At 64.1% G+C, this 21,479-nt stretch carries 19 protein-coding genes; 14 read left to right on the top strand and 5 right to left on the bottom strand.

The genetic code is table 11. The annotated features are described in order from the left end of the window. Nucleotides 1-1,092, top strand: coding sequence for a LacI family DNA-binding transcriptional regulator (locus D8W71_RS27040; RefSeq protein ID WP_201265207.1), 1,092 nt, complete (start codon nucleotides 1-3; stop codon nucleotides 1,090-1,092). A gap of 79 nt (nucleotides 1,093-1,171) precedes the next feature. On the opposite strand, the gene otsB is transcribed toward D8W71_RS27040, so the two are convergent. Next, nucleotides 1,172-3,718, bottom strand: coding sequence for a trehalose-phosphatase (otsB, locus tag D8W71_RS27035; RefSeq protein WP_121118250.1), 2,547 nt, complete (start codon nucleotides 3,716-3,718; stop codon nucleotides 1,172-1,174). A 52-nt stretch (nucleotides 3,719-3,770) separates the two neighbouring features. Continuing rightward, nucleotides 3,771-4,445 (bottom strand): cholesterol catabolism transcriptional regulator KstR, encoded by a 675-nt coding sequence (gene kstR, locus D8W71_RS27030; RefSeq protein WP_236077627.1) that lies wholly within the window; start codon nucleotides 4,443-4,445, stop codon nucleotides 3,771-3,773. A 94-nt stretch (nucleotides 4,446-4,539) separates the two neighbouring features. Between kstR and D8W71_RS27025 the strand changes: the two genes are divergently transcribed. The 6 genes from D8W71_RS27025 to D8W71_RS27000 all read left to right on the top strand — a co-directional run bounded on the left by D8W71_RS27025 (nucleotide 4,540) and on the right by D8W71_RS27000 (nucleotide 11,367). Then, nucleotides 4,540-6,645, top strand: coding sequence for an acyl-CoA dehydrogenase (locus tag D8W71_RS27025; protein WP_121118249.1), 2,106 nt, complete (start codon nucleotides 4,540-4,542; stop codon nucleotides 6,643-6,645). Between the two features lie 136 nt (nucleotides 6,646-6,781). Then, nucleotides 6,782-7,789 carry an acyl-CoA dehydrogenase family protein gene (locus D8W71_RS27020; protein WP_121118248.1) on the top strand — a complete coding sequence of 336 codons (1,008 nt, stop codon included), beginning with the start codon at nucleotides 6,782-6,784 and terminating at the stop codon, nucleotides 7,787-7,789. Next, the gene (locus D8W71_RS27015; protein ID WP_121118246.1) at nucleotides 7,774-8,925 is read left to right on the top strand and encodes an acyl-CoA dehydrogenase family protein; all 1,152 of its coding nucleotides are present in this window, start codon (nucleotides 7,774-7,776) and stop codon (nucleotides 8,923-8,925) included. Before D8W71_RS27020 ends, D8W71_RS27015 begins: the two co-directional genes overlap by 16 nt. Beyond that, the gene (locus D8W71_RS27010) at nucleotides 8,922-9,821 is read left to right on the top strand and encodes a bifunctional MaoC family dehydratase N-terminal/OB-fold nucleic acid binding domain-containing protein (RefSeq protein ID WP_236077626.1); all 900 of its coding nucleotides are present in this window, start codon (nucleotides 8,922-8,924) and stop codon (nucleotides 9,819-9,821) included. The genes D8W71_RS27015 and D8W71_RS27010 overlap by 4 nt, the downstream gene beginning before the upstream one ends. Beyond that, nucleotides 9,821-10,198: a MaoC family dehydratase gene (locus tag D8W71_RS27005; protein WP_201265471.1), complete on the top strand. Its 378-nt coding sequence runs from the start codon at nucleotides 9,821-9,823 to the stop codon at nucleotides 10,196-10,198. Before D8W71_RS27010 ends, D8W71_RS27005 begins: the two co-directional genes overlap by 1 nt. Next, nucleotides 10,195-11,367, top strand: a complete 1,173-nt coding sequence (locus D8W71_RS27000) for a lipid-transfer protein (RefSeq protein WP_121118244.1) — start codon at nucleotides 10,195-10,197, stop codon at nucleotides 11,365-11,367. Before D8W71_RS27005 ends, D8W71_RS27000 begins: the two co-directional genes overlap by 4 nt. Here the strand turns inward: D8W71_RS27000 and D8W71_RS26995 are convergent. After that, the gene (locus tag D8W71_RS26995) at nucleotides 11,336-12,064 is read right to left on the bottom strand and encodes a FadR/GntR family transcriptional regulator (protein ID WP_442972001.1); all 729 of its coding nucleotides are present in this window, start codon (nucleotides 12,062-12,064) and stop codon (nucleotides 11,336-11,338) included. The two genes, D8W71_RS27000 and D8W71_RS26995, sit on opposite strands and share 32 nt — an antisense overlap. Nucleotides 12,065-12,132: 68 nt before the next feature. Between D8W71_RS26995 and D8W71_RS26990 the strand changes: the two genes are divergently transcribed. The 7 genes from D8W71_RS26990 to D8W71_RS26955 all read left to right on the top strand — a co-directional run bounded on the left by D8W71_RS26990 (nucleotide 12,133) and on the right by D8W71_RS26955 (nucleotide 17,357). Beyond that, complete coding sequence (locus D8W71_RS26990) at nucleotides 12,133-13,011, top strand: alpha/beta hydrolase (RefSeq protein WP_121118242.1); 879 nt, start codon at nucleotides 12,133-12,135, stop codon at nucleotides 13,009-13,011. A 214-nt stretch (nucleotides 13,012-13,225) separates the two neighbouring features. Beyond that, the gene (locus tag D8W71_RS26985; protein WP_121118240.1) at nucleotides 13,226-14,605 is read left to right on the top strand and encodes a GntP family permease; all 1,380 of its coding nucleotides are present in this window, start codon (nucleotides 13,226-13,228) and stop codon (nucleotides 14,603-14,605) included. Nucleotides 14,606-14,645: 40 nt separating this feature from the next. Then, nucleotides 14,646-15,140 (top strand): gluconokinase, encoded by a 495-nt coding sequence (locus D8W71_RS26980; protein ID WP_201265470.1) that lies wholly within the window; start codon nucleotides 14,646-14,648, stop codon nucleotides 15,138-15,140. 150 nt (nucleotides 15,141-15,290) lie between these two features. Beyond that, nucleotides 15,291-15,593, top strand: coding sequence for a WhiB family transcriptional regulator (locus tag D8W71_RS26975; RefSeq protein ID WP_121118238.1), 303 nt, complete (start codon nucleotides 15,291-15,293; stop codon nucleotides 15,591-15,593). A gap of 36 nt (nucleotides 15,594-15,629) precedes the next feature. Beyond that, nucleotides 15,630-15,953 (top strand): hypothetical protein, encoded by a 324-nt coding sequence (locus tag D8W71_RS26970; RefSeq protein ID WP_121119980.1) that lies wholly within the window; start codon nucleotides 15,630-15,632, stop codon nucleotides 15,951-15,953. A gap of 50 nt (nucleotides 15,954-16,003) precedes the next feature. Further along, complete coding sequence (locus tag D8W71_RS26965; RefSeq protein WP_121118235.1) at nucleotides 16,004-16,726, top strand: DUF2637 domain-containing protein; 723 nt, start codon at nucleotides 16,004-16,006, stop codon at nucleotides 16,724-16,726. A 133-nt stretch (nucleotides 16,727-16,859) separates the two neighbouring features. Continuing rightward, nucleotides 16,860-17,357 (top strand): DUF427 domain-containing protein, encoded by a 498-nt coding sequence (locus D8W71_RS26955; protein WP_121118232.1) that lies wholly within the window; start codon nucleotides 16,860-16,862, stop codon nucleotides 17,355-17,357. Nucleotides 17,358-17,401: 44 nt separating this feature from the next. Here the strand turns inward: D8W71_RS26955 and D8W71_RS26950 are convergent, their stop codons facing one another. Continuing rightward, the gene (locus tag D8W71_RS26950; RefSeq protein ID WP_121119978.1) at nucleotides 17,402-19,639 is read right to left on the bottom strand and encodes a putative bifunctional diguanylate cyclase/phosphodiesterase; all 2,238 of its coding nucleotides are present in this window, start codon (nucleotides 19,637-19,639) and stop codon (nucleotides 17,402-17,404) included. Nucleotides 19,640-19,749: 110 nt separating this feature from the next. Next, on the bottom strand, nucleotides 19,750-21,471 hold the full coding sequence (locus tag D8W71_RS26945; protein ID WP_121118230.1) for a cholesterol oxidase substrate-binding domain-containing protein: 1,722 nt from the start codon (nucleotides 21,469-21,471) through the stop codon (nucleotides 19,750-19,752). Between the last annotated feature and the right edge of the window lie 8 nt (nucleotides 21,472-21,479).

Genomic DNA, 21,479 nt, shown 5'->3' with positions numbered 1-21,479 from the left:
ATGTCCAGGTCGAGGGAGCCGAGGCGCCCGGCAACGTTGGCGTCGATCGCCGCCGAGTTGAAGGTGTCGCGCACCACGGTGTCGAACGCGTACAACCGTCCTGACCAGCTGTCCCCGGAACTGCGCGAGCGAGTGCTCATGGCAGCCAAGCGTCGCGGCTACGCCGGGCCCGACCCGGTTGCACGGTCGTTGCGCACTCGCAAGGCAGGTGCGGTCGGTCTCGTGCTGACCGAGGCTCTCAGCTATTCCTTCCGTGACCCCGCCGCCATGGCGTTCCTCGCAGGCCTGGCCGAATCGTGCGAAGCAGCCGGACAAGGCCTTCTGTTGATACCCGCGGGCCCCGATCGCGACGACACCGCGGCTGCAGCCGTCGTCCAGCAGGCAGGAGTCGACGCGTTCGTCGTCTACTCCGTCGCCGACGACGACCCGTACCTCCAAGCGGTGCGCGAGCGGCACCTGCCGATCGTCATCTGCGATCAACCACGAGGTGTGCCGGAAGCTGCCCTCGTCGCCATCGACGACCGTGCCGCGATGAAACTCATTGCCGACCAGGTGATCACGCTCGGTCACAAGCACATCGCAGTGCTGTGCATGCGGCTCGGACGTGACCGACGCGATGGCGTCGTACCGCCGGGAAGGCTTGCGGACAGTCACTTTCACGTCCAACGCGAACGCATTGCGGGCGTCAAGGATGCGATGGCGGACGCTGGGCTCGACCCGGAGACCTTGACGGTCGTCGAACGGTTCGAGCACACCACCAGATCCGGCCACTCCGCGGCTGCCCAAGCGCTGCAAGCGAACCGAGAGACCACGGCCATGCTCTGCACCACCGACGTACTTGCACTCGGTGCCTTGAACTTCGCCAAGGTTACCGGCATCGACGTTCCAGGTCAGCTGACGGTCACCGGTTTCGATGGCGTCGAGGGTGCCATCCGTGACAACCTCACCACCGTCCGTCAGGACGCGGAGGAAAAGGGCAGGCGCGCGGGCGCTCTGCTGATGTCCACCTCGCGGTCGGGCGTCGTGTCGACGGAATTCCTACCCACCGAACTGGTCAAGGGGCGTACGGCGGGTCCGCCGCCGGCCGGGTGAGCCGCCGCCCCTTCCGCTTGAATGGACCCGAGTAGCTATCTGACCGTATGAATGGACCATTCGAGCGATCCGAGGCCGGTCAGCTCAGCAACGCCGCACACCTGAGCAGCCCGAGGTGACTGTAGGCCTGTGGGTGGTTGCCGAGGGAACGTTCGGCGACGGGGTCGTACTCCTCGCTGAGCAGTCCGGTTGGACCGGCTGCGCTGATGAGCTGTGCGAACAGTGCTTCGGCCTCGGAGCGTTGGCCGGTCAGCAGGTATGCCTCGACGAGCCAGGCGGCACAGAGGTGGAATCCGCCCTCCCCGCCGGGCAGGCCGTCGTCGTGGTGGTAGCGATACACCGTCGATCCGCTGCGTAGTTCGGCCTCGGTTGCGGTGACGGTCGCTGCGAACCGTGGATCTTCGGGGTCGATCAAGCCGGACAGTCCGATGTGCAAGGTTGCCGCGTCGAGATCGGTGCCGTCGTATGCGGCGGTGTAGGACTGCACTTCCTCGTTCCAGCCTTGGTCGAGGACTTCGGCGTGGATCGTCGAACGCAGTGTTTCCCAACCGGGTTCGGTCTCGCGACCGAAAGTCGACGCCAGGGTGAGCGCGCGGTCGATCGTCATCCACCCCATCACCTTCGAGTACACGTGGTGACGAGGGTTGCCGCGGATCTCCCAGATGCCGTGATCGGGTTCGGACCAGCGGCGCTCGACGGCTTCGACCATCGAGCGAACGAGTGACCAATCATCCTCGGACAGAGCATCTTTGCCGTGGAGCCCCTTCGCCTGGCGTGCGTGCGCTAGCGAAGAGATCAGGTCGACGATCGGCCCGAACACGTCGAGCTGGACCTGCTGGTTCGCCGCATTCCCGACGCGCACCGGCCGGGAACCGGCATAGCCGGGGAGTTCGTCGATGACGGCCTCGGGCGGCAGGCCGAGGCCCCAGATTGTGTACAGCGGGTGCAGGCGCTCGGGACCTGGAACCGATTGCAGCACATTGTGAATCCAGGATAGGTAGTTCTCGGCTTCGACCGTCGAGCCTACGTTGACCAGAGCCGACGCCGTCAGTGCCGCGTCGCGGAGCCAGCAGTATCGGTAGTCCCAGTTCCTGACGCCACCGATTTCCTCGGGAAGCGACGTGGTTGCTGCGGCCATGATGGAACCGGAGGCGGCGTGGACCAGTCCTCGGAGAGTCAGCGCCGAACGCTTCATCAGGTCTCGCTTGAGTGGGGGCAGGGTGAGGCCGTCGGCCCAGTCCTTCCAGTAGGTCTCAGCGTGTCGACGCCGCTCCTCCTCGGGCACTTCGGAAGGTCCGAGATCGTCCGTGCCCAAACGCAGTTCGAGAACAATGGGACTCGTCGACGGGTCCACCTCCGCGTGCGCGGTTTGCTGAGCCCCGTCGGACACGACATTCCACCGCACGCCAGGACTGCGCAGCACCATCGGGTCGGCGGTGCCGTAGATGCGCAGACCGTCGGCCTCCGGCTCGAGCCGTACCCACACCTTGCCGAACTCCGGCCTCGGCGCGAACGTGATCACGGCGGTCGCCTTGCCTGTGATGACGCGGGTCAGCGACGTCTGACCGTCCGGCACGTCGTGCGGGAGGTAGTCGGTGACCTGCAGGCTCGACCACTTCGTCTGCACGGTCATGGTCCCGTCGACATACTGCTGACTCAACGGCAGCGCGGCCCGGGTCGGGCCGACGCTGAAGTGGCCTGCCTCGTTGCCGCCGAGCAGGTGCGCGAAGATCGCTGCGGAGTCAGGTTCTGGATGGCACAGCCAGGTCATGTTCGCGTCCGGCGTCACGAGTGCGACGGCGTTGGGGCTAGCCAGCATCGTCAAGCGCTCGATTCGGGGCGCGTCGGCGCCGGACAGCCACTGGCGACGCTCCTCGAGCAGGAACGCCAGAGCCAGGGCGACCTGCTCGGTGCTCTCGATACGAAATTCGGCCGCGCTGTCTCCAGCACCGACCTTGACGCCGATGTCGGGACCGTGGAGGCGAGCGAACGCCTTCTCGTCGGTGGTGTCGTCACCGAAGAACACGGCGGCCGTCGCACCTTCCTGGTGACGAAGTATGTCGAGAGCAACGCCCTTGTCGGTGACGATGACGGCGAGTTCGATGACCGACTTACCTTCGGTGACCTGCACGCCATCGCGGAGAGCAACACCTTCGCGGACGGCGTTCAACGCGCGTTCCGCGTCGCCGGGTTCGGCGTTGCGTACGTGAAGCGCAGCGCTCGCGGGCTTCACTTCCACCCCGACGCCAGGGAACCTACTGGCAATCGACTCCATCTCGGTGGAGATGTCGGCGAGCAGCTTCTTGGCTTTGTCGTCGATGGCATGGATGAAGCCGACATCGAACTCGCTGCCGTGGCTTCCGACCAGTTGCACTTCGGCAGGTAGGCGCGACAGCGTCGCGAGGTCACGGAGGGCACGACCGGAGATGACGGCGGCGGTGGTTCCAGCGAGCGTCGCCAGACCGCGCATCGCGCTCACTGCCTCGGCGTGCGGAAACGCCTTCAACGGATCGGAGACGATGGGAGCCATCGTCCCGTCGTAGTCGGAGGTGACGAGCAGTCGGGGGGTCCTGGCAACGCCGATGAGGGCGCGGCGAAGTTCCAGCGGTAGATCCTGTGCAGTCACCTCAAAGAATCTAGGCGATGAAGAGGAAACCGGCTCACTCGGACGCCGAGCGTCACCCCAGAGCTTTGGAGTCTCCGAGCAGAAGATCGACGGTCAGTTCGAGGCGTGCGGCGACGTCCGTCGCGGAGGATCGCCGGGTCAGCCACGCGACGAGATTCGACAGCCACACATCACTGATGACGCGAGCGATGCTGAGCTGCAACTCAGTCGGCTCGCCGTCGCTCATCGCCTTTGCGAACAGCCGGTCCATCAGACGACCGACCTGATCGACCTCGGCGGCGGCGGATGCGTCGGCGAACATGAAGGCGCGGGTCATTGCCTCGGTGAGTAGCGGGTCACGTTGCATGGCACGTGTGATCTGTCCGAGTATCAGGTGCATGCGCTCCTGTGGCGTCTGGCCGGGCGGGAGTTTGCGCCTGGAATCGATCTTCTCGAATTCCCTCGCAAGAGCGGAAACGAGCAGGTGCACCTTGGAAGGGAAGTAGCGGTACAGCGTCCCGACGGCGACATCGGCCCGTTCGGCAACGGCGCGCATCTGGACGGCTTCGTATCCGCCCTTCGACGCAAGGGCCAAAGTCGAGTCCAGGATTCGCTTGCGGCGTTCACGCTGAGCGTTGGAACTCAGGTCGTCGTCCGTGAGCACACCGACCGATCGCAGCGGCGTGAGATCCGACGCTCCGTTGTTGTCCTGAGGGCCGTCAGACCCCGACCGAGTTGATGAGGTCATCGACGTTATTCCTATCCACCTTGACTCGCGACCAGCTAGCGTATTAGAACACGTTCTAGATGAAAAAGTCATCACGAGAACTGGGGAAACCATTGTGACAATTGCCACGACCGAGGATCAGCGCGATATCCAACGATCGATCAGATCGTGGGTTTCCTCGGCGGGACCGATCGAAACATTACGCGGTGACGAGTGTGGTAGCTGGGCGACGCACTGGCAGGCCCTCATCGACATCGGGCTGTTCTCGGTCGCGGTTGCCGAGGACGCGGGCGGCGCAGGCGGAAGCGTCGCGGACCTGGCGTCGATGCTGGAGGAGACGGGCGCGGGGCTGGTGGGTGGGCCTGTCCTGTCGACGGCGCTGGCCGCGATCCTCCTCGGGCGTAACGGCATACCGTGGGACGGGTCGCCGTGCGCGGTCGCTCTGTCGGGAGAGCCGGTTGCGGCGAGAGCCGAGGGCGATGCGGTCCGGCTCGACGGCACGGTCGAGATCGCGCAGGGAGCCGCGGACGGAGTCTCGTTGCTGCTTCCGCTCGATAGAGGGCGGGAAGGTGAATGGTGCATCGTGCCGTCGGACGCGTCGGGGGTGCAGATCGCGGCGGTCGTCGGTGTCGATCGAAGTGTTCCCCTCGCGCGGGTCTCACTGGATGCTGTCACCGTCGACGCGAGCGACATTCTGCAGCTGTCCGATGCCGGGGTCCGCGACCTTGCCGTCACGCTCGCGGCCGCCGAAGCCGCGGGGATCGCCGGATGGTGCTTGTCGACAGCCGTCGAACACGCCAAGTTCCGCGAGCAGTTCGGTGCGCCGATAGGTAGTTTCCAAGCGGTCAAACATCTGGCCGCGGAGATGCTGTGTCGGGTCGAGAAGATTCGAGCGTCGGCGTGGGATGCCGCAGTCGCGGCCGATTCGGCGCCCGAGGAATTTCCGTTGTCCGCGGCGGTGGCAGGCGCGATTGCGCTCGATGCCGCCGTCGACACAGCCAAGGACTGTATTCAGATCCTCGGTGGGATCGGGTTCACCTGGGAGCACGACGCGCACCTGTACCTGCGACGGGCGTTGTCGTTGCGCCAGCTGCTGGGCGGCACAGCGTCGTGGCAAGCCCGCGTGACGGAACTGACCCGAGCCGGGGTTCGTAGACAATTGACCGTGGATCTCGGCGATGCGGAGGAACTCCGGCACCGGGCTCGCGACGAGGTTCGCGAGCTGTTGTCCGTCAGCGACACTCGGGCGGCGCTGGCCGAGTCCGGACTGGCTGCCCCGCATTGGCCGAGGCCGCACGGCCGCGACGCAAGTGCCGCCGAGCAATTGCTCTACGCCGAGGAACTGCATCGAGCCGGCCTCGCTGCACCGGACCTGGTGATCGGGTGGTGGGCGGTGCCGACCATTCTCGAGCACGGAACGCACGAGCAGATCGAACGTTTCGCGGGCCCGACGTTGCGCGGCGACATCACCTGGTGCCAACTCTTCAGCGAGCCCGAAGCCGGGTCGGATCTGGCGTCGCTGCGGACGGTGGCGACGAAGGTCGACGGCGGGTGGACGCTGCAGGGACACAAGATTTGGACCTCGCTCGCGCGTGAGGCCGATTGGGCGATCTGTCTGGCGCGGACCGATCGCGACGCACCGAAACACAAGGGGATCAGCTACTTTCTCGTCGACATGAGATCGCCGGGGATTCGCGTGGAACCACTCCGCGAGATCACCGGTGACGCTGTGTTCAACGAGGTGTTCCTCGATGCGGTCTTCGTCCCCGAGGACGGGCTCGTCGGTATCGAGAACGACGGTTGGAAGCTGGCACGCACGACGCTCGCCAACGAGCGCGTCGCGATGAGCAACGGATCCACGCTCGGGTCGGCGTTGGAGGACGTGGTCGAAGAGACCCGCGAAATCGGCGGAATCGAGGCACGTCTAGGAAGTCTCGTCGCCGACGCTCTCGTCGGATCGCTGCTCGAGTTCCGATCGACGTTGCGACGCCTCGGCGGGCAGGACCCGGGTGCCGAATCCTCGGTACGCAAGTTGGTGGGGGTCCGTCATCGTCAGGATCTGGCCGAGTTCGCGCTGGAGGTGTCGGGCCCCGCCGGCGCCGTGGACGGGCCGCTGGCGAAGGAAATGCTGCTGACGCGGTGCCTGTCGATCGCGGGTGGAACGTCGCAGATTTTGCTGACGGTCGCGGCTGAAAGGATTCTCGGGTTGCCGAGGCGCTGACGCGCCCGTGCGCGCGTACTTACGTTCGGCGGTAACTACGCACGCACGACCCGGGTCTGGTGAAACCCAGCCGAAGGTGTTAAAAATAGAACACGTTCTACCAACTTTCATCTCAGGTCGAGGCAGGTGTTCAGGCGTGGATTTCGGACGAGATTCGACCCAGGCGACCGTTGCCGACATGGTCACCGGGTTGGTGGCGCGTCAGCCCGAGGATCTGTGGGCGGCGCTGTCCGATGCCGGGTTGGTGACGATGCTGCTGCCCGAATCTGCAGGCGGCGACGGACTCGGTCTGCCGGAGGCGGCGGCTGTGCTCACTGAACTTGCACGGGCGGCCGCGGTCGGACCAGCCCTCGCCACCATCGGGTTCGGTATGGTTCCGCTCGCGACGCTGTCGCCGGACGCAGCAGCAGGCGTGCCGCCCGGATCGATTCTTACCGCGGCTTTGGCGGAACCGGGCAGAGCGTTCCCTCGGGTGCCCGTTACAGCGGCCGAGACGGACGGCGACGGTGTGCGAGTCACGGGTACGAAGGTCGCCGTCCCCTACGCCGAGCAGGCCCACCTCGTTCTCGTGCCGACATCTCGGGGTGTCGTGCTGGTGGACCCCCACTCTGATGGAGTGCAGCTGACTCGAACGCCGTCGTCTTCGGGAGACCCCGAGTATGTGATCGAATTCGATTCGGCACCAGGCAAACTGATCAGTGCGGAGATCGAGACGCTGTATCGTGTCGCGATCGCGGCGATCGGCGCCGTCGCCGACGGTCTCGCGACAGGCGCCGCGGAGCTGACAGCAGCCCATCTCGCCAGTCGACATCAATTCGGCAAGCCGCTCGCGACGTTCCAAGCCGTCGCAGGAGAGATCGCCGACGTCTACGTCACCGCCAGGACCATTCACGTCGCAGCGGTATCTGCAATCTGGCAGGCCGGCAATCGGCGCCCCGACGACGATTCGGATGTCCTCGCCTACTGGATCGCGGCCGAGCTTCCCGCCGCGATGCAGATCTGTCATCACTTGCACGGTGGGATCGGCGTGGACGTCACGTATCCCATGCACCGGTATTACTCTGCCGCAAAGGATCTCGCTCGCCTCGTCGGCGGGTCGTCTTACCGGCTCGATCTCGTGGGGGCAGCATGTTCGTCGAACTGACCGAAGAGCAACTGAAACTGCAAGCCGAGCTGCGCAACTACTTCGCCGACCTCGTCAGCGAACACGACGCCGACATCATGATGACCGAGCGTCACGGTGAGACGTATCGAAAGATCATCAAGAAAATGGGTTCCGACGGCTGGCTCGGGGTCGGCTGGCCGAAGGAGTTCGGTGGCCACGGTTTCGGCGACATCGAGCAGTCGATCTTCGTCAACGAGGCTGCCCGCGCCGATGTCCCGCTGCCCGCCGTGACACTGCAAACCGTCGGGCCGACGCTGCAGAAGTTCGGCACGGAAATACAGAAGGACATGTTCCTACCCAAGATCCTCTCGGGCGATGTGCACTTCGCGATCGGGTACACCGAACCCGAGGCCGGTACCGATCTCGCGTCGCTCCGTACGACGGCCGTGAAACAGGGCGACGAGTACATCGTCAACGGACAGAAGATCTTCACCACCGGCGGTCACGACGCGGACTACATCTGGCTGGCAGTTCGTACCGGAGCACCGGATTCGCGTCATCGCGGCATCTCGATGCTGATCGTCGACACGCGCGATCCAGGGTATTCGTGGACGCCGATCATCACGTGCGACGGCGCGCATCATGTCAACGCCACCTACTTCAACGACGTCAGAGTCCCTGTGGACATGCTGGTCGGTGAGGAGAACGCAGGCTGGCGGCTCATCACCACGCAGCTCAATCACGAACGGGTCATGCTCGGCCCTGCCGGTCGGATAGCGGGACTGTATGTGCGACTGCGGAGGTGGGCCGAGCAGCACGCGCTTCTCGAGGAACCCGACGTCCAGCGGACTCTCGGCGAGATCCACGCGACCTTCCGCATCAACGAATTGCTCAACTGGCAAGTGGCGTCCTCCGCTGCGGAATCGGTCGACATCGCCGATGCTTCGGCGACCAAAGTCTTTGCCACCGAACGTATTCAAAGGATCGGGCGGATCGCCGAGGAGATGGTGGGGCGGCACGGAAATCCGGCCGATTCGGATACCGCGACGCTGATGGACTGGCTGGACAAGCAGGTCAAACGCAATCTCGTCATCACGTTCGGCGGTGGAGTCAACGAGGTGATGCGCGAGTTGATCGCGACCTCCGGTCTCGGATTGCCGAGGGTGATCCGGTGACCGACATTCTGGATGCGGCCGAGCGAATCCGAGCTGCGGGGGACAGTGCTCCGCGAGCGGGCCGGGATCCCGTCAACCAGCCGATGATCAACAATTGGGTCGAAGCCATAGGGGACGCAAATCCAATCTACGTCGATGACGCGGAGGCCAAGGCCGCGGGTCATTCGGGGATAGTCGCACCGCCCGCAATGGCGCAGGTCTGGACGATGGGTGGTCTGCATCGAACGAGATCCGCCGACGATCCGCTCGGGCAGATCATGGAAATCCTCGACGACGCAGGATTCACGTCCATCGTTGCCACAAATTGCGAACAAACGTACCACCGCTATCTCCAGCTTGGCGAAGAGGTCTCTCTGACAGCACGATTGGATGACGTCGTCGGGCCGAAGAAGACCGGACTCGGCCTCGGCTGGTTCGTCACCGTACGAAATACCTGGTGGGTGGACGGCCAACCCGTGGCCGACATGCTGTTCCGGGTTCTCAAGTTCGCTCCTACCGCACAACCTGACGTGACCGACCAGATCCGCCCCGTCGCCTCGCAGGAAACCGAGTTCTTCTGGGAAGGAGCCAAACTGGGAGAACTAAGAATCCAATGCGTCGACGACGGCTCCCTGCGGCACCCTCCGATCCCGGCCATCTGGCAGGACAAGGACAAGCCCATCGACTACGTGGTGGCCAGTGGGCGCGGGACCGTGTTCAGCTACGTCGTCCACCACGCTCCGAAGGTGCCGGGGCGATCACTGCCTTTCGTGGTCGCACTCGTCGAACTCGAAGAAGGAGTCCGCATGCTCGGGGAACTGCGAGGAGTAGAGCCGGCCGTCGGCCTCGAGGTCGAGGTGGAGTTCGTCCGCGTCGACGACGAGCTGACCCTTCCGGCATGGAGGGCGAGGACATGATCGCACGCGTGGGTGATGTACTGCCGGAACTGCAGATCACAGCGGACCCGACGTTCGTGGTGTCGACGGCGTTGGCCACCAGGGACTTTCAGGATGTCCATCACGACCGAGACAAGGCGATCGAACGGGGGTCGAAGGACATCTTCGTCAACATCCTCACCGACACCGGACTCGTGCAACGGTTCGTCACCGACTGGGCCGGGCCGTCGGCCCAGCTACGCTCGATCGCTCTGAAACTCGGTGTCCCGTGGTACGCCTACGACACGCTGACGTTGACCGGGACCGTGTCCTCGGTCGAGGACGGGGAAGTTACCGTCGACGTCCTCGGTCGAGACTCGTTGGGTGATCACATCACCGCGACCGTGAGGGTGTCGTGACCGGGCTGTCGGGACGCGCCGCGATCGTCGGGATCGGTGCGACCGACTTCTCCAAGGACTCGGGCCGGAGTGAATTGCGCCTGGCCGCAGAAGCTGTGACATCTGCGTTGGACGATGCCGGTCTCACGCCCGCGGACGTCGACGGACTGACGTCGTTCACGATGGACACCAACACCGAGACCGCAGTCGCTCGTGCCGTTGGTATCCCGAACCTGAAGTTCTTCAGTCGAATTCACTACGGCGGCGGTGCGGCGTGCGCGACGATTCAGCAGGCGGCGATGGCCGTCGCGACGGGTGTCGCCGATGTCGTCGTCGCATACCGCGCGTTCAACGAACGCTCGGGAGCACGTTTCGGGCAGGTCGCCTCGCACCTCGCCGCCGCCCCGACCTCGTCGGGAATCGACGCGGGCTGGTCGTACCCGCATGGACTGGGAACCCCCGCGTCCTTCGTTGCGATGGTCGCGCGTCGGTACATGCACGTGTACGGCGCTACGAGTGAGGATTTCGGGAAAGTTGCCGTCGCCGACCGAAAGCACGCTGCGAACAATCCGGCCGCGTTCTTCTACGGCAAGCCGATCACCCTGGAGGACCATCAGAATTCGCGGTGGATCGCCGAACCGCTGCACCTTCTCGATTGCTGCCAGGAGTCCGACGGCGGAATCGCAATTGTTGTGACCAGCGCCGAACGTGCGAAAGACCTTCCGAACCCGGCTGCGGTGATCACCGCCGCAGCACAGGGGAGCGGACCGGATCAATACATCATGACCAGCTACTACCGCGACGCCATGACCGGCTTGCCCGAGATGGGTCTCGTCGGCGACCAACTGTGGGCGCAGTCCGGACTGACACCGTCGGATATGCAAATGGCTGTGCTGTACGACCACTTCACCCCGTTCGTCTTGATGCAACTCGAGGAGTTGGGGTTCTGCGGGCGCGGCGAGGCGAGGGATTTCATCGCGGACGGGGCCATCGAACTGGGCGGCAGACTGCCCCTCAACACCCACGGCGGCCAACTGGGCGAGGCCTACATCCACGGAATGAACGGAATTGCCGAGGGCGTCAGGCAGATTCGGAAAACCTCGGTGAATCAGGTGCCGGACGTGGACAACGTGCTGGTGACGGCGGGGACAGGTGTTCCTACGTCGGGTCTGATTCTGTCGAGGAGTTGATCATCGCCGACGCAGATTCGGTGACGATCTCGAGCATGGCCTTCTCGGCGGCGGCGGCATCGCCTGCTTGAATCGAGGAGGCGACGACGCCGTGCAACCGGATGGCCTCCGGATCGGCCTGATGCGGCATCAGTGCGTGCCTGGTGCGGCCGGCCAACACCTCGACGACGATCTCGGACATCGAGCGCAGCATGGGATTACCCGACGCGGCAAGCAACGTCCGATGGAAGTCCGAGTCGTGCCCGAGGTAGGCGTCGGAGTTCGCGGCACGGGAGGTGGCCGACATGCCGATCACGGCCGCTGTGAGCTGACCACAATGCTCGGGGGTAGCGCGGGTCGCTGCGAGCCGCGCAGCCAAAGGCTCTATACCCGAGCGCAGTTCACTGAGAATGAGAAGTTGCGCAGACCGATTGGGTCCGGCGAGCTGCCATCGGATCACCAGTGGGTCGAGCGAGTTCCAGTGTGACGAGTCGAGCACCGTTATTCCCACCCTGCGGCGAACGGTGAGCAGTCCGAGCGACTCGAGAACGCGGACGACTTCACGAACCACTGTCCGGGAAACCTCGAACCGGACGGCGACGTCGTCGGCCGAGATGCGCGTGCCGACCGGCACAGTTCCGTCCACGATGTCCCGTCCCAGTTTGTCGAGTACGGAATCGTGTAATTGCAGGAACTCTGCGCGTGCTTCGGCCACCACTGTTCGATCGTGCCACGTATGCGTGAGGTTCTCTTGTCGCTAGTGTTGGCGCAGGGAGGACGAACACTATGAACAACAGAGAAGATGTGCAGTTCACGTCCGGCGGAGTGACGTGCCGGGCGTGGTTCTACGAGGGAACACCCGGCGCGCCCGTGGTGGTGCTCGGGCACGGGCTCGGGGGCGTCAGAACCATGCGACTCGATGCTTTCGCCGAGCGCTTCGCGGCCGAAGGATATTCGTGCCTGGTGTTCGACTACCGTCATTTCGGCGACAGTGACGGCGAGCCGCGCCAGCTTCTCGACATAGACCGTCAGCTCCAGGACTGGGCCGCGGCGATCGCGTACGCGCGTACACGAGGAAGCGGTCGCGTGGTGCTGTGGGGGACGTCGTTCGGCGGCGGGCACGTCATCGTGGCGGCAGCACGAGACGGTGACATCGCTGCTGTCGTGTCGCAGTGTCCGTTCACCGACGGACTCGCATCCGCGCTGGCCACGAACCCGCTCGTGGCGGCAAAAGTCACCCTCCGTGCTCTCGGCGATCGGGTTCGCGGGACGATCGGCCGAACGCCGAGGATGATCCCGCTGGCAGGTCCTCCCGGCTCCACGGCACTGATGTCGACACCCGATGCACTCGACGGCTACCTCGCGCTGCTGCCGGAGGCCGGCACCTTTCGAAACGAAGTGTTTGCCCGCGTCGGCCTCGACATCCCTCTCCGTCGTCCGGGACGGCACGCGTCGAAGGTGGCGTGTCCGATCCTGTTCTCGGTGTGCGAAACCGACTCGGTCGCGCCCGCCAAAGCCACATTGCGCCATGCAGCACGGGCGCCCAGGGGAGAAGTGCGGCTCTACCCGGAAGGCCATTTCGCAATTTACGTCGGCGAAGCCTTCGAGCGGGTCGTGGCCGATCAAATCGAGTTCCTCCTGCGCTGCGCACCTGTTCGGAACTAGCCCGACCCTGCGTCCGGGGTTTTGCGGGCTCTGGGGTTTTCGCGTGCCCGGGAGGTGACCGAAAGAGACGTTCGCTGCGGTCGCGTGCAGCAAAACACCGCCAATGAGTAGTACGAATCCAAACTGCTATTGCTATTTGTATGACTATTGGGGATAGTGAGCCGTGTCACCTCGACGGTCGAGGCTGACGTACCTCACTGAGACAGGGTGAACCATGCTGACGACGCTTGCTCAAGCTGCCGAGGACGCAACGGCGTCGGATGCGCAGCTCATCACCGCGGCCGTGGTCGGCGTCGCGGTCATCATCGCTTTGATCACTTGGCTGAAACTGCACCCGTTCCTCGCGCTCTCGATCGGTGCGGTCGGAGTGGGTATCGCCGCCGAGCTGGGGGCAGCCGATTCGGTGGCTGCCTTCGTGCAGGGCTTTGGCTCGACGATGGGCAGCGTCGGCATCCTCATCGGCTTCGGCGCGATGTTCGGCAAACTTCTGGCCGACTCCGGCGGCGCGGACCGTGTCGTCGACACGCTGGTCGGACGATCCTCGCCGGCGATGCTGCCGTGGACGATGGCTCTCGTGGGCGCCGTGATCGGCCTGCCGATGTTCTTCGAGATCGGCCTCGTATTGCTGATGCCGGTGATCATCCTCGTCGCCCGCAGATCGGGTCAGTCGTTGATCAGGATCGCAATCCCGACGCTCGCCGGACTGTCTGCCATGCACGGACTCGTACCACCGCATCCGGGCCCGCTGGTTGCGGTGTCCGCGCTGAACGCGAACCTCGGCCTCACTCTCGGCCTGGGTGTCATCGTCGCAATTCCGACCGTCGTCGTTGCCGGCCCGCTGTTCGGCAAGCTGGCCGCGAAATGGGTCGACGTTCCTGTTCCCGCGTTGTTCGAGACCTCCGACGAGGACGAAGGATCTCGCCGACGGCCGACGTTCGCAGCGACTCTGGCGGCCATCTTGCTCCCGGTCGTTCTGATGCTGGGCAAAGCGGCCGCGGATGTTGTTGCTGCCGACTCGAACTCGCCTCTCAAGAATCTTCTCGACTTTCTCGGCACACCTGTCGTCGCGTTGGGGTTGGCCGTCCTCGCCGGTATCGGACTGCTCGGCCGCGGTGGCGGCATGGACCGTCCCACGGTTGCGAAATCCCTCGAGAGTTCGTTGCCTCCCATCGCCGGAATCCTTCTGATCGTCGGCGCGGGTGGCGGTTTCAAGCAGGTCCTCATCGACACCGGAATCGCCGATGTGATCGCCGACGCCATCTCGGCAAGCAGTCTGCCGGTTCTGTTCTTGGCGTGGCTGGTGGCGGTGTTGATTCGCGTCGCGACAGGATCGGCGACGGTTGCAACGGTCACGGCGTCGGGAATTCTGGCTCCTGTTGCCGCAGAACTGTCTTCGACGCACGTGTCGCTGATGGTTCTGGCGATCGGCTCGGGATCGTTGTTCTTGTCGCACGTCAACGACGCAGGCTTCTGGTTGGTGAAGGAGTACCTGGGAACCTCCGTAGTGCAGAATTTGAAGACATGGAGTGTGATGGAATGCGTCATCTCGGTGACGGGCCTAGCCGGTGTGCTCGCGTTGAGTGCGGTGATCTGACGTGACGACCGAGCTGACCCCGCATCCCGTACTCGTCATCATGGGCGTCTCGGGATCCGGAAAGTCAACTGTGGCAGGAATTCTCGCCGGTGCGCTCAAATGGGATCTCCAGGAGGGCGACGACCTGCATCCCGAGGCGAACGTGGAGAAGATGGCGTCCGGTCAGCCGTTGACCGACGCTGATCGATGGCCTTGGCTCGGGACGATCGCTGAATGGATTCGTGCGCACACGAGTGTGGGTGAACCCGGAATCGTGACGTGCTCCGCGCTCAAGCGCAGTTACCGAGACGTCCTCGCGGAAGGCTCCGAGGGGCGCGTCGTCTTCGTTCACCTCGCCGGAACGAAGGATCGGATCAGCGGACGGCTCAATGCGCGGATGAACCACTTCATGCCGAGCGGGCTGTTGGACACCCAGCTCTCGACGTTGGAGCCGATCGAACCGGACGAGGCCGCCATTGTTGTCGATGTGGGGCCTCCACCTGCGGAAATCGCTGCTCGAATCATCGAGGAACTCGAGCGCAAGAACGCGGTATGAAGCAGCAGTGCTGGTTTTTAGGCATACGAATGAACGACATTGTTGCAAAAAGTATGGTGAATGCGGGAGAGTGAACTGGTTCACTGAATACTCGCGCACGCGGACAGGTCACGAGCCTTCGACGCGGCAGTACATGTGAGGAGACGTCCGATGGTGAGAGGTGTGCCGTCGAGACCGGTCGAGCTGCCGGTGCCGAACGCCGACGTCTGGGATTGGCAGCTCGACGGCCTGTGCCGCGGCTACGACTCCTCGGTCTTCTACCACCCGGAGGGTGAACGAGGACGCGCTCGCGCTACGCGTGAACGGCGCGCGAAAGACATCTGTGCGAGGTGCCCGGTGCTCGAACAGTGCCGATCCCATGCGCTGTCCGCCAACGAGCCCTACGGCGTGTGGGGCGGAATGTCGGCCCACGACCGGGCCGACTACTACCGCGGGACCGCCCGACTGGCCTAATCTCGCCTTGTGGTCGAACCGCAGAAGGTCACCCCGGTGCGGGGATGGGATGTCGCGGTCTCGATGACCGCTTTGGTGTTCACTCTGATGTTCGGTGGCCTCGCCGTCCTCGTCGGAATCTTCTCGCTTGCCTTCCTCGACTACTGCCCACCCGAATCGTGCAGCGCCGACGGTGCTGTCGCCGCGGTAATGGTGACCCTCGTTGCAGCGGGAGCACTCGGTGTAGCGGGGCTGGTCGCGACGGGCGTCAGACTCGCGCGCAGAAAGACAGCGTGGCCGTTCGCGGTGGGCACCCTGGTGGTGTGCATGCTCACCTGTATGGCAGGTGTAGTCGCCTATGCATCGGCGGTAGGTGCTTAGAACACCGAGATCACGTTTCGTGTCGGTGCCCTCGTGCACGATGGGCAACCATGAACAAGGTCTTGCGGGCGACGCTCGTCAGTGCGGTCGTCATCACCACGGTCATCGGCATAGCGTCGTTCGTCCTGAGTTTCGCGGCGCTGTGGGATCTCGCGACGATGGCAGGCGTGCCGAGAAATCTTTCCTGGCTGTGGCCGGTCATCGTCGACGGAACCATCCTGCAGGCCACGATCTCGGTCATCGCCCTGGCACAGTTCGACGAGCAACGTAGTGGGCGTCGATTCTTCTGGGCCGTTCTCGTCATAGCCGCCTTGGTCAGTATCGGCGCAAACGCCATGCACGCGTTCATCTCTCAGACGGGTACCCTTCATCCAGCGTTGTCGGCCACGATCGCAACGGTCGCGCCGGTCAGCCTCCTCGCCGCCACACACGGACTGGGAATCTTGGTGCGACTGCCGTCCCGACGCGAGGCGGTGGTGGCACCGTTCACCGAGGCTCGACGCGAACAACAACCTGTGCATCCGGAGCCGAGCCCGCCAGAGGTGGTTCACGTGACCGGAGAATCCCCCAAGGCTCCCGAATCGGCGGGCAGGGTTCTCGCCGCAGAACCTGTAGTCGCGGACAGGCCAGCGCTCCAGGATCGGCCCGAGTACTCGCATTCGACGCTCGCTGCGCGCGGTGACGACGAGGCACAGGACCCGCTCGCCGATGTCGACCGGTGGATTCTCGATGAGGACCGCTCCGAGGACCTGTACCCGGTCGAGGCGCCGTGACACCGGAACTGCGCCTCCAAGACCGCTGTCTCCAAAACCGCTGCCTCCAGACCGGCTGCTTCCAGAACCGCTGCCTCCAGACCCGCTGCTTCCAGAACCGCTGTGGCCTTCGGGTTGTGGCACTATCGAGAAGATGAGCAAGGTGACACCACAGGTTCCAGGACCGGGGCAGGAATCGGTGTGGGACTACCCGAGGCCTCCGCTTCTCGAACAGTCGAATCGGTTGATCACGGTCAGGTTCCAAGGAGTTCTCGTAGCGGAGACCAGAGATGCATGGCGTGTACTCGAGACGAGCCATCCGCCGACCTGGTACGTACCGCGTGACGACGTTGCACCGGGTGCGTTGACAGCGTCCGGCGTGCGGTCGACGCACTGCGAGTGGAAAGGCGCCGCAACCTACTGGGACGTGCACGGCGACGACCGAGTCAGCGAAGGGGCTGCATGGAGCTACGAGACTCCAACCAGTGACTTTCTTTCCATCACAGGGCATCTCGCGTTCTCGCCGAGTCGTCTCGAGTGCGAAGTGGACGGAGAGCGCGTCACGCCGCAGGAGGGCGGTTTCTACGAAGGCTGGATTACCAGTGATGTCGTCGGCCCGTTCAAGGGGATACCCGGCAGCTGGGGTTGGTGAGGTCCTGGGGTTGGTGAGGTCGCAGCCCTGACGTGCCTGCAGGCTCAGAGGGTCTTCGCGTATTCCTTCACTTCGGCGTCGAATTTTGCGATCGACGCCGCAACGTCGGCTGCTGGGGCCGGCCGTCCTATGTAGTAACCCTGAGCGAAATCGCAGCGCAGAGATCGCAATTCGAGCAGCGTCGCGAGGTCTTCCACTCCCTCGGCAGTGATGGTGAGCCCGAGGGTCCGGGCCAAGTCGATCGTCGACGAGACGATGACCCGGTGTGCCGGTGCTTTCGTCATGTCCGTCACGAAACTCTTGTCGATCTTGAGGTGTTGGACCGGCAGGTTCTGGAGATAGGCCAGCGAGCTGTAACCGGTTCCGTAGTCGTCGATTGCAAGCGTTACTCCAAGTTTGCGCAGTTCGGCCAGAGTGGCGATCGCGACCGGGGGATCGGTCATTGACGACGTCTCGGTGATCTCGAGCGTGAGCGCGTCCGGACGCATGCCGTTGTCGAGTGCCCGGCGTATCTGGTTCACGAGCGTGGTGTCCAAGAGGTTTCTGGTGGAGATGTTGACCGACACCTCCAGATCGAGACCGTCTCGACGCCACGCGAGACGGTGCGCTGTCACCTCGTCGAGAACGAAGTCGAGAAGAGGACGAATCAGTCCGGTCCGCTCGGCGATCGGTAGGAACGCGTCGGGTCCGATCAGTCCGAGCGTGGGATGGTTCCACCGCAGCAATGCCTCCACGCTCACCGCGCGCATGGACGACAGTTCGACTTGAAGCTGGTAGTAGACCTCGAGCTGGTGTTCAACAATGGCGGTGGTCAGCTCGCTGAGCATGACAAGGCGGTCACTGTCGTCGCGTTCCATGGTGCTGTCGTACACCGCGGTGCGCGGCTGGACGGTCTTGGCCGATTCCATTGCCAGGTATGCCCGTTGCCCGAGTTGTTCGGGATCCTCCTTGCCGGCGTCGGTTCCGGATCGGGCGATGCCGATGCTGACCTCTACGAGCAGTGTTGCGCGCCGGACGGCGACCGGCGCGCGTAGCGCATCGTGTACGTCATCTGCGAGCTCCAGTGCGACCGACAACTCGGCGTCGATCGCCACGACGAACACGTCGGCGCTGATCCGGCCCACTACGCCCCGGGTACCGACCGTGCGCACCAATCGATCCGCCACGGCACGGAGGACGTCGTCACCGACGCGGTGACCGAAGGTGTCGTTGACTTCTTTGAAGCGATCGATGTCGAGCAGGAGGAACGTGAGACTTCTCGTACTTGCTGCCCACCTCTCCAACCCCCGACGGTTCACCAGGCCGGTCAGGAGGTCGGTTTCAGCGACACCGCGCAGTGTGAGGGTCTGTCGTTGCAGCAACCGGAGTAATTCGCTCACTCGGACCAGGACCAGGCAGACGAGGGTTGTCGCGGACACTGTCACGGCCCATCCCCATGTCGTCGCAGGTTCGCCGCGTACCAGAAGCACGGCCATGACGGCGGGAGGTGTCAGGGCGGCCACGGTGACGACGAGGACGGTCGGAAAGTTGAACGACGCGGCGATGGTGGTCTCGGGATTGTGCGGTATCGGCGCCGTCAGGTACCCCATCGAGGGATGAACGGCGGCGGTCCCGACGAGAACGTAGTAGGCGAGGTAGCCGACGTCGACCAGTCTGTCCGCGACCCCCCCGACGGACACGAAGTTGGAGGCTATGTCGGATACGAGCAGTAGGACGACGGCTGCAGTCAGGAACCGAAACGTCATGCTCTGCCACTGTGTCGCGCCGAGAAAATGTATGAGGAAACCGAGCATGAAGACATCCATCATGCAATAGGTGACGCTGGTGATACCGCCGGCCTTGGAGAGCTCGCCGTACTTCGGGTAGATGACGAACACCCACAGGACCAGGCTGAACGCGATCATGACGATTGCACTGTTGATGACGTGAGCGCGATCGCCGCGCCGCCAGCCCTGATGGACCAGGAGATAGAGCCCCACAGCGAATATCGGGTATCCAACCAGATAGATGGCGTCTGCGAAGGAGACGATCGGGACGGCACCCTGCGCACGCGCGATGACGAGGAATGCCGCGTCGCCTGCGACCCACAGTGCAGACCCGGCGGCAATGAAAACCCAGCCGCGCAGTGCTGCTGGGCGGTGGAAACAGATCCCGGCGATCACCGCCACCAGCGAGATAGCCCCGATCGCGACGAACATCGACTCGGCCACGACGCCGGCGGGAGCGACGCAGAATCCGGCGCACGCAAGAAGCCCGAAGATCGGAAACAGCCACCACTTCACCGGGTGCTTCCTTCCCCCCGCATCGCGACGCCGCGGGATCGCCCGGTCCTGGGCTTCCCACACTATGTGACGTGTTGGTATTCGAACGTGCGATCCGGATGGATTGGGCTTCAGGGGAGCAGCTGGTCGATCAGAGTGTTGCTGTAGATGCGGTGGGGATCGAGCGAGTTGTAGACCGCGCGGGCGGTATCCCAGTTCTCGTCGGCGGCGACGCCCTCGCGGTAGGTGTTCGGCAGCGTCGTCTCGATCACGCCCGCGTCCTTGTAGGGCAGTTCGGTGCTGAACGCCCAGCCCTTGGACCATTCTGGGCGGAAAGTCGCCGAAGCGCCGGAGTAGTGGCCGCGCATCCACTGTTCCATTTCGCGGTAGAACGCGAACATTCCAGGAGTGCCGGGGACGCCGAGAACGTTGAGCCACACCGCGGTGTCCCATTCGGGATGATCCGGCCGCGGGCGCATCGCGGAGATGGTGGGGGGACCGGCCGATTCGACGAGTACGTCTGCGGAATCGTCCATACCGCAGCATCGTATTTCGACGGGACCGTTGATGGGGAACTGCCCGACAGACTGGTAGTACGACACCCTGGCGGAGAACCATTCGGTGAAGTCGTGGATCACCTGGGCGACATTGGCCCTCGAGGTGACGACTGCTCCGCCGCCCTCGGTCAAGAGCAGAGTGCTGGGCTTGATGTAGAACTGCAGATCCTTGGCCCAGCCCCACAGATCGTTCGAGGCGGTGACTGCCAGCCCGGCAACCGTCGTACCGTAGAACACTTGGCCGAACGCAGGTGCGATGAAGGTGTTCCCAGCGGTCAACTGTCCGATGAGGTCGGACGCGATCTCTGGCAGGTTGTCCGAGAACGCGTAGTTGTAAGGCCCGTACACCTCCCGTGCGGTCGGTGGTTTCTGCGGGCATACGGACCACACCTTGAGCCACGGCTTCTCGGTGAACGGGTACCAGATGGCCTCGACTCGGCCGGTCCGATCGAGGTAACTCTCGAACGTTCTCCCCGGGGCACCAGGCGGCGCGAACAGCTCCCGCCATCCGATATCGGTGAAACTCTCGCATCGCATACGCGGATTGACCCCCGCCTGCAGCGTCACCGACGTCAGGAACGTGCGCCCGAGGTGGGTCAGAAGCGGCGTGATCTCCGGCTCCGATCGGTCGAACGTGCGGAGTGCGTACTCGGACCCGTTCCACACCACCGCAGTCAGTGAGGTTACGAGGTTACTCAAGGACCCGTATGTTGTTCCCGCGACGGGTACTTCGCCGACGGCGGGTACAGCCGCGCCGTGGGCGTCGACCGCAAGAGCGCCTGCGATCGAGAGGACCCCAGGTGCTGGCACGCTGACCCAACCGAGTCCGTGGTCCTCCAGTTGTTGCAGTATCGCTTCCAGGCTCGCGCCTGCCCCGGCCCACACCGTCGAATTCCCGGCGTCGACGGAGACCCCGTTCAGATGAACCATGGTGTCCACCAGAACGGTTCGTGCCACACTTTCACCGTTGACGATGGTCAAGGGTGTCCAGCCGTGCATCGCGCCGCGCGGACGAATGCGGTAGTCGTTCTGGTGCGACCAGTTCGCCAGTCGCACAACATCCTCCGGCGTGACGGGCGAGCAGGTCCAGATGGCGTCGAGAACGATCTCCTTCGACCAGTTCTGATAGCGCTGCTGATAGAGCGGAATACCGGGTGGAAAGTTGGGCGGTGCCGGAATGGTCGTGTCCGCGCTTCCGAACGGAGCTGCACCTGCAGGTACGGCTCGGAGCACGGTCGCCGCAGCGAGAGCGCCTGCGCCAGCGGCGATGAACTGTCGACGATCGATCTCTGGCATTTTCAATC

Source organism: Rhodococcus sp. P1Y, assembly GCF_003641205.1.
GTDB lineage: Bacteria > Actinomycetota > Actinomycetes > Mycobacteriales > Mycobacteriaceae > Rhodococcoides.
Note: the sequence above shows the minus strand (reverse complement) of the source record. Positions and strands in the feature narration are given on the sequence as shown.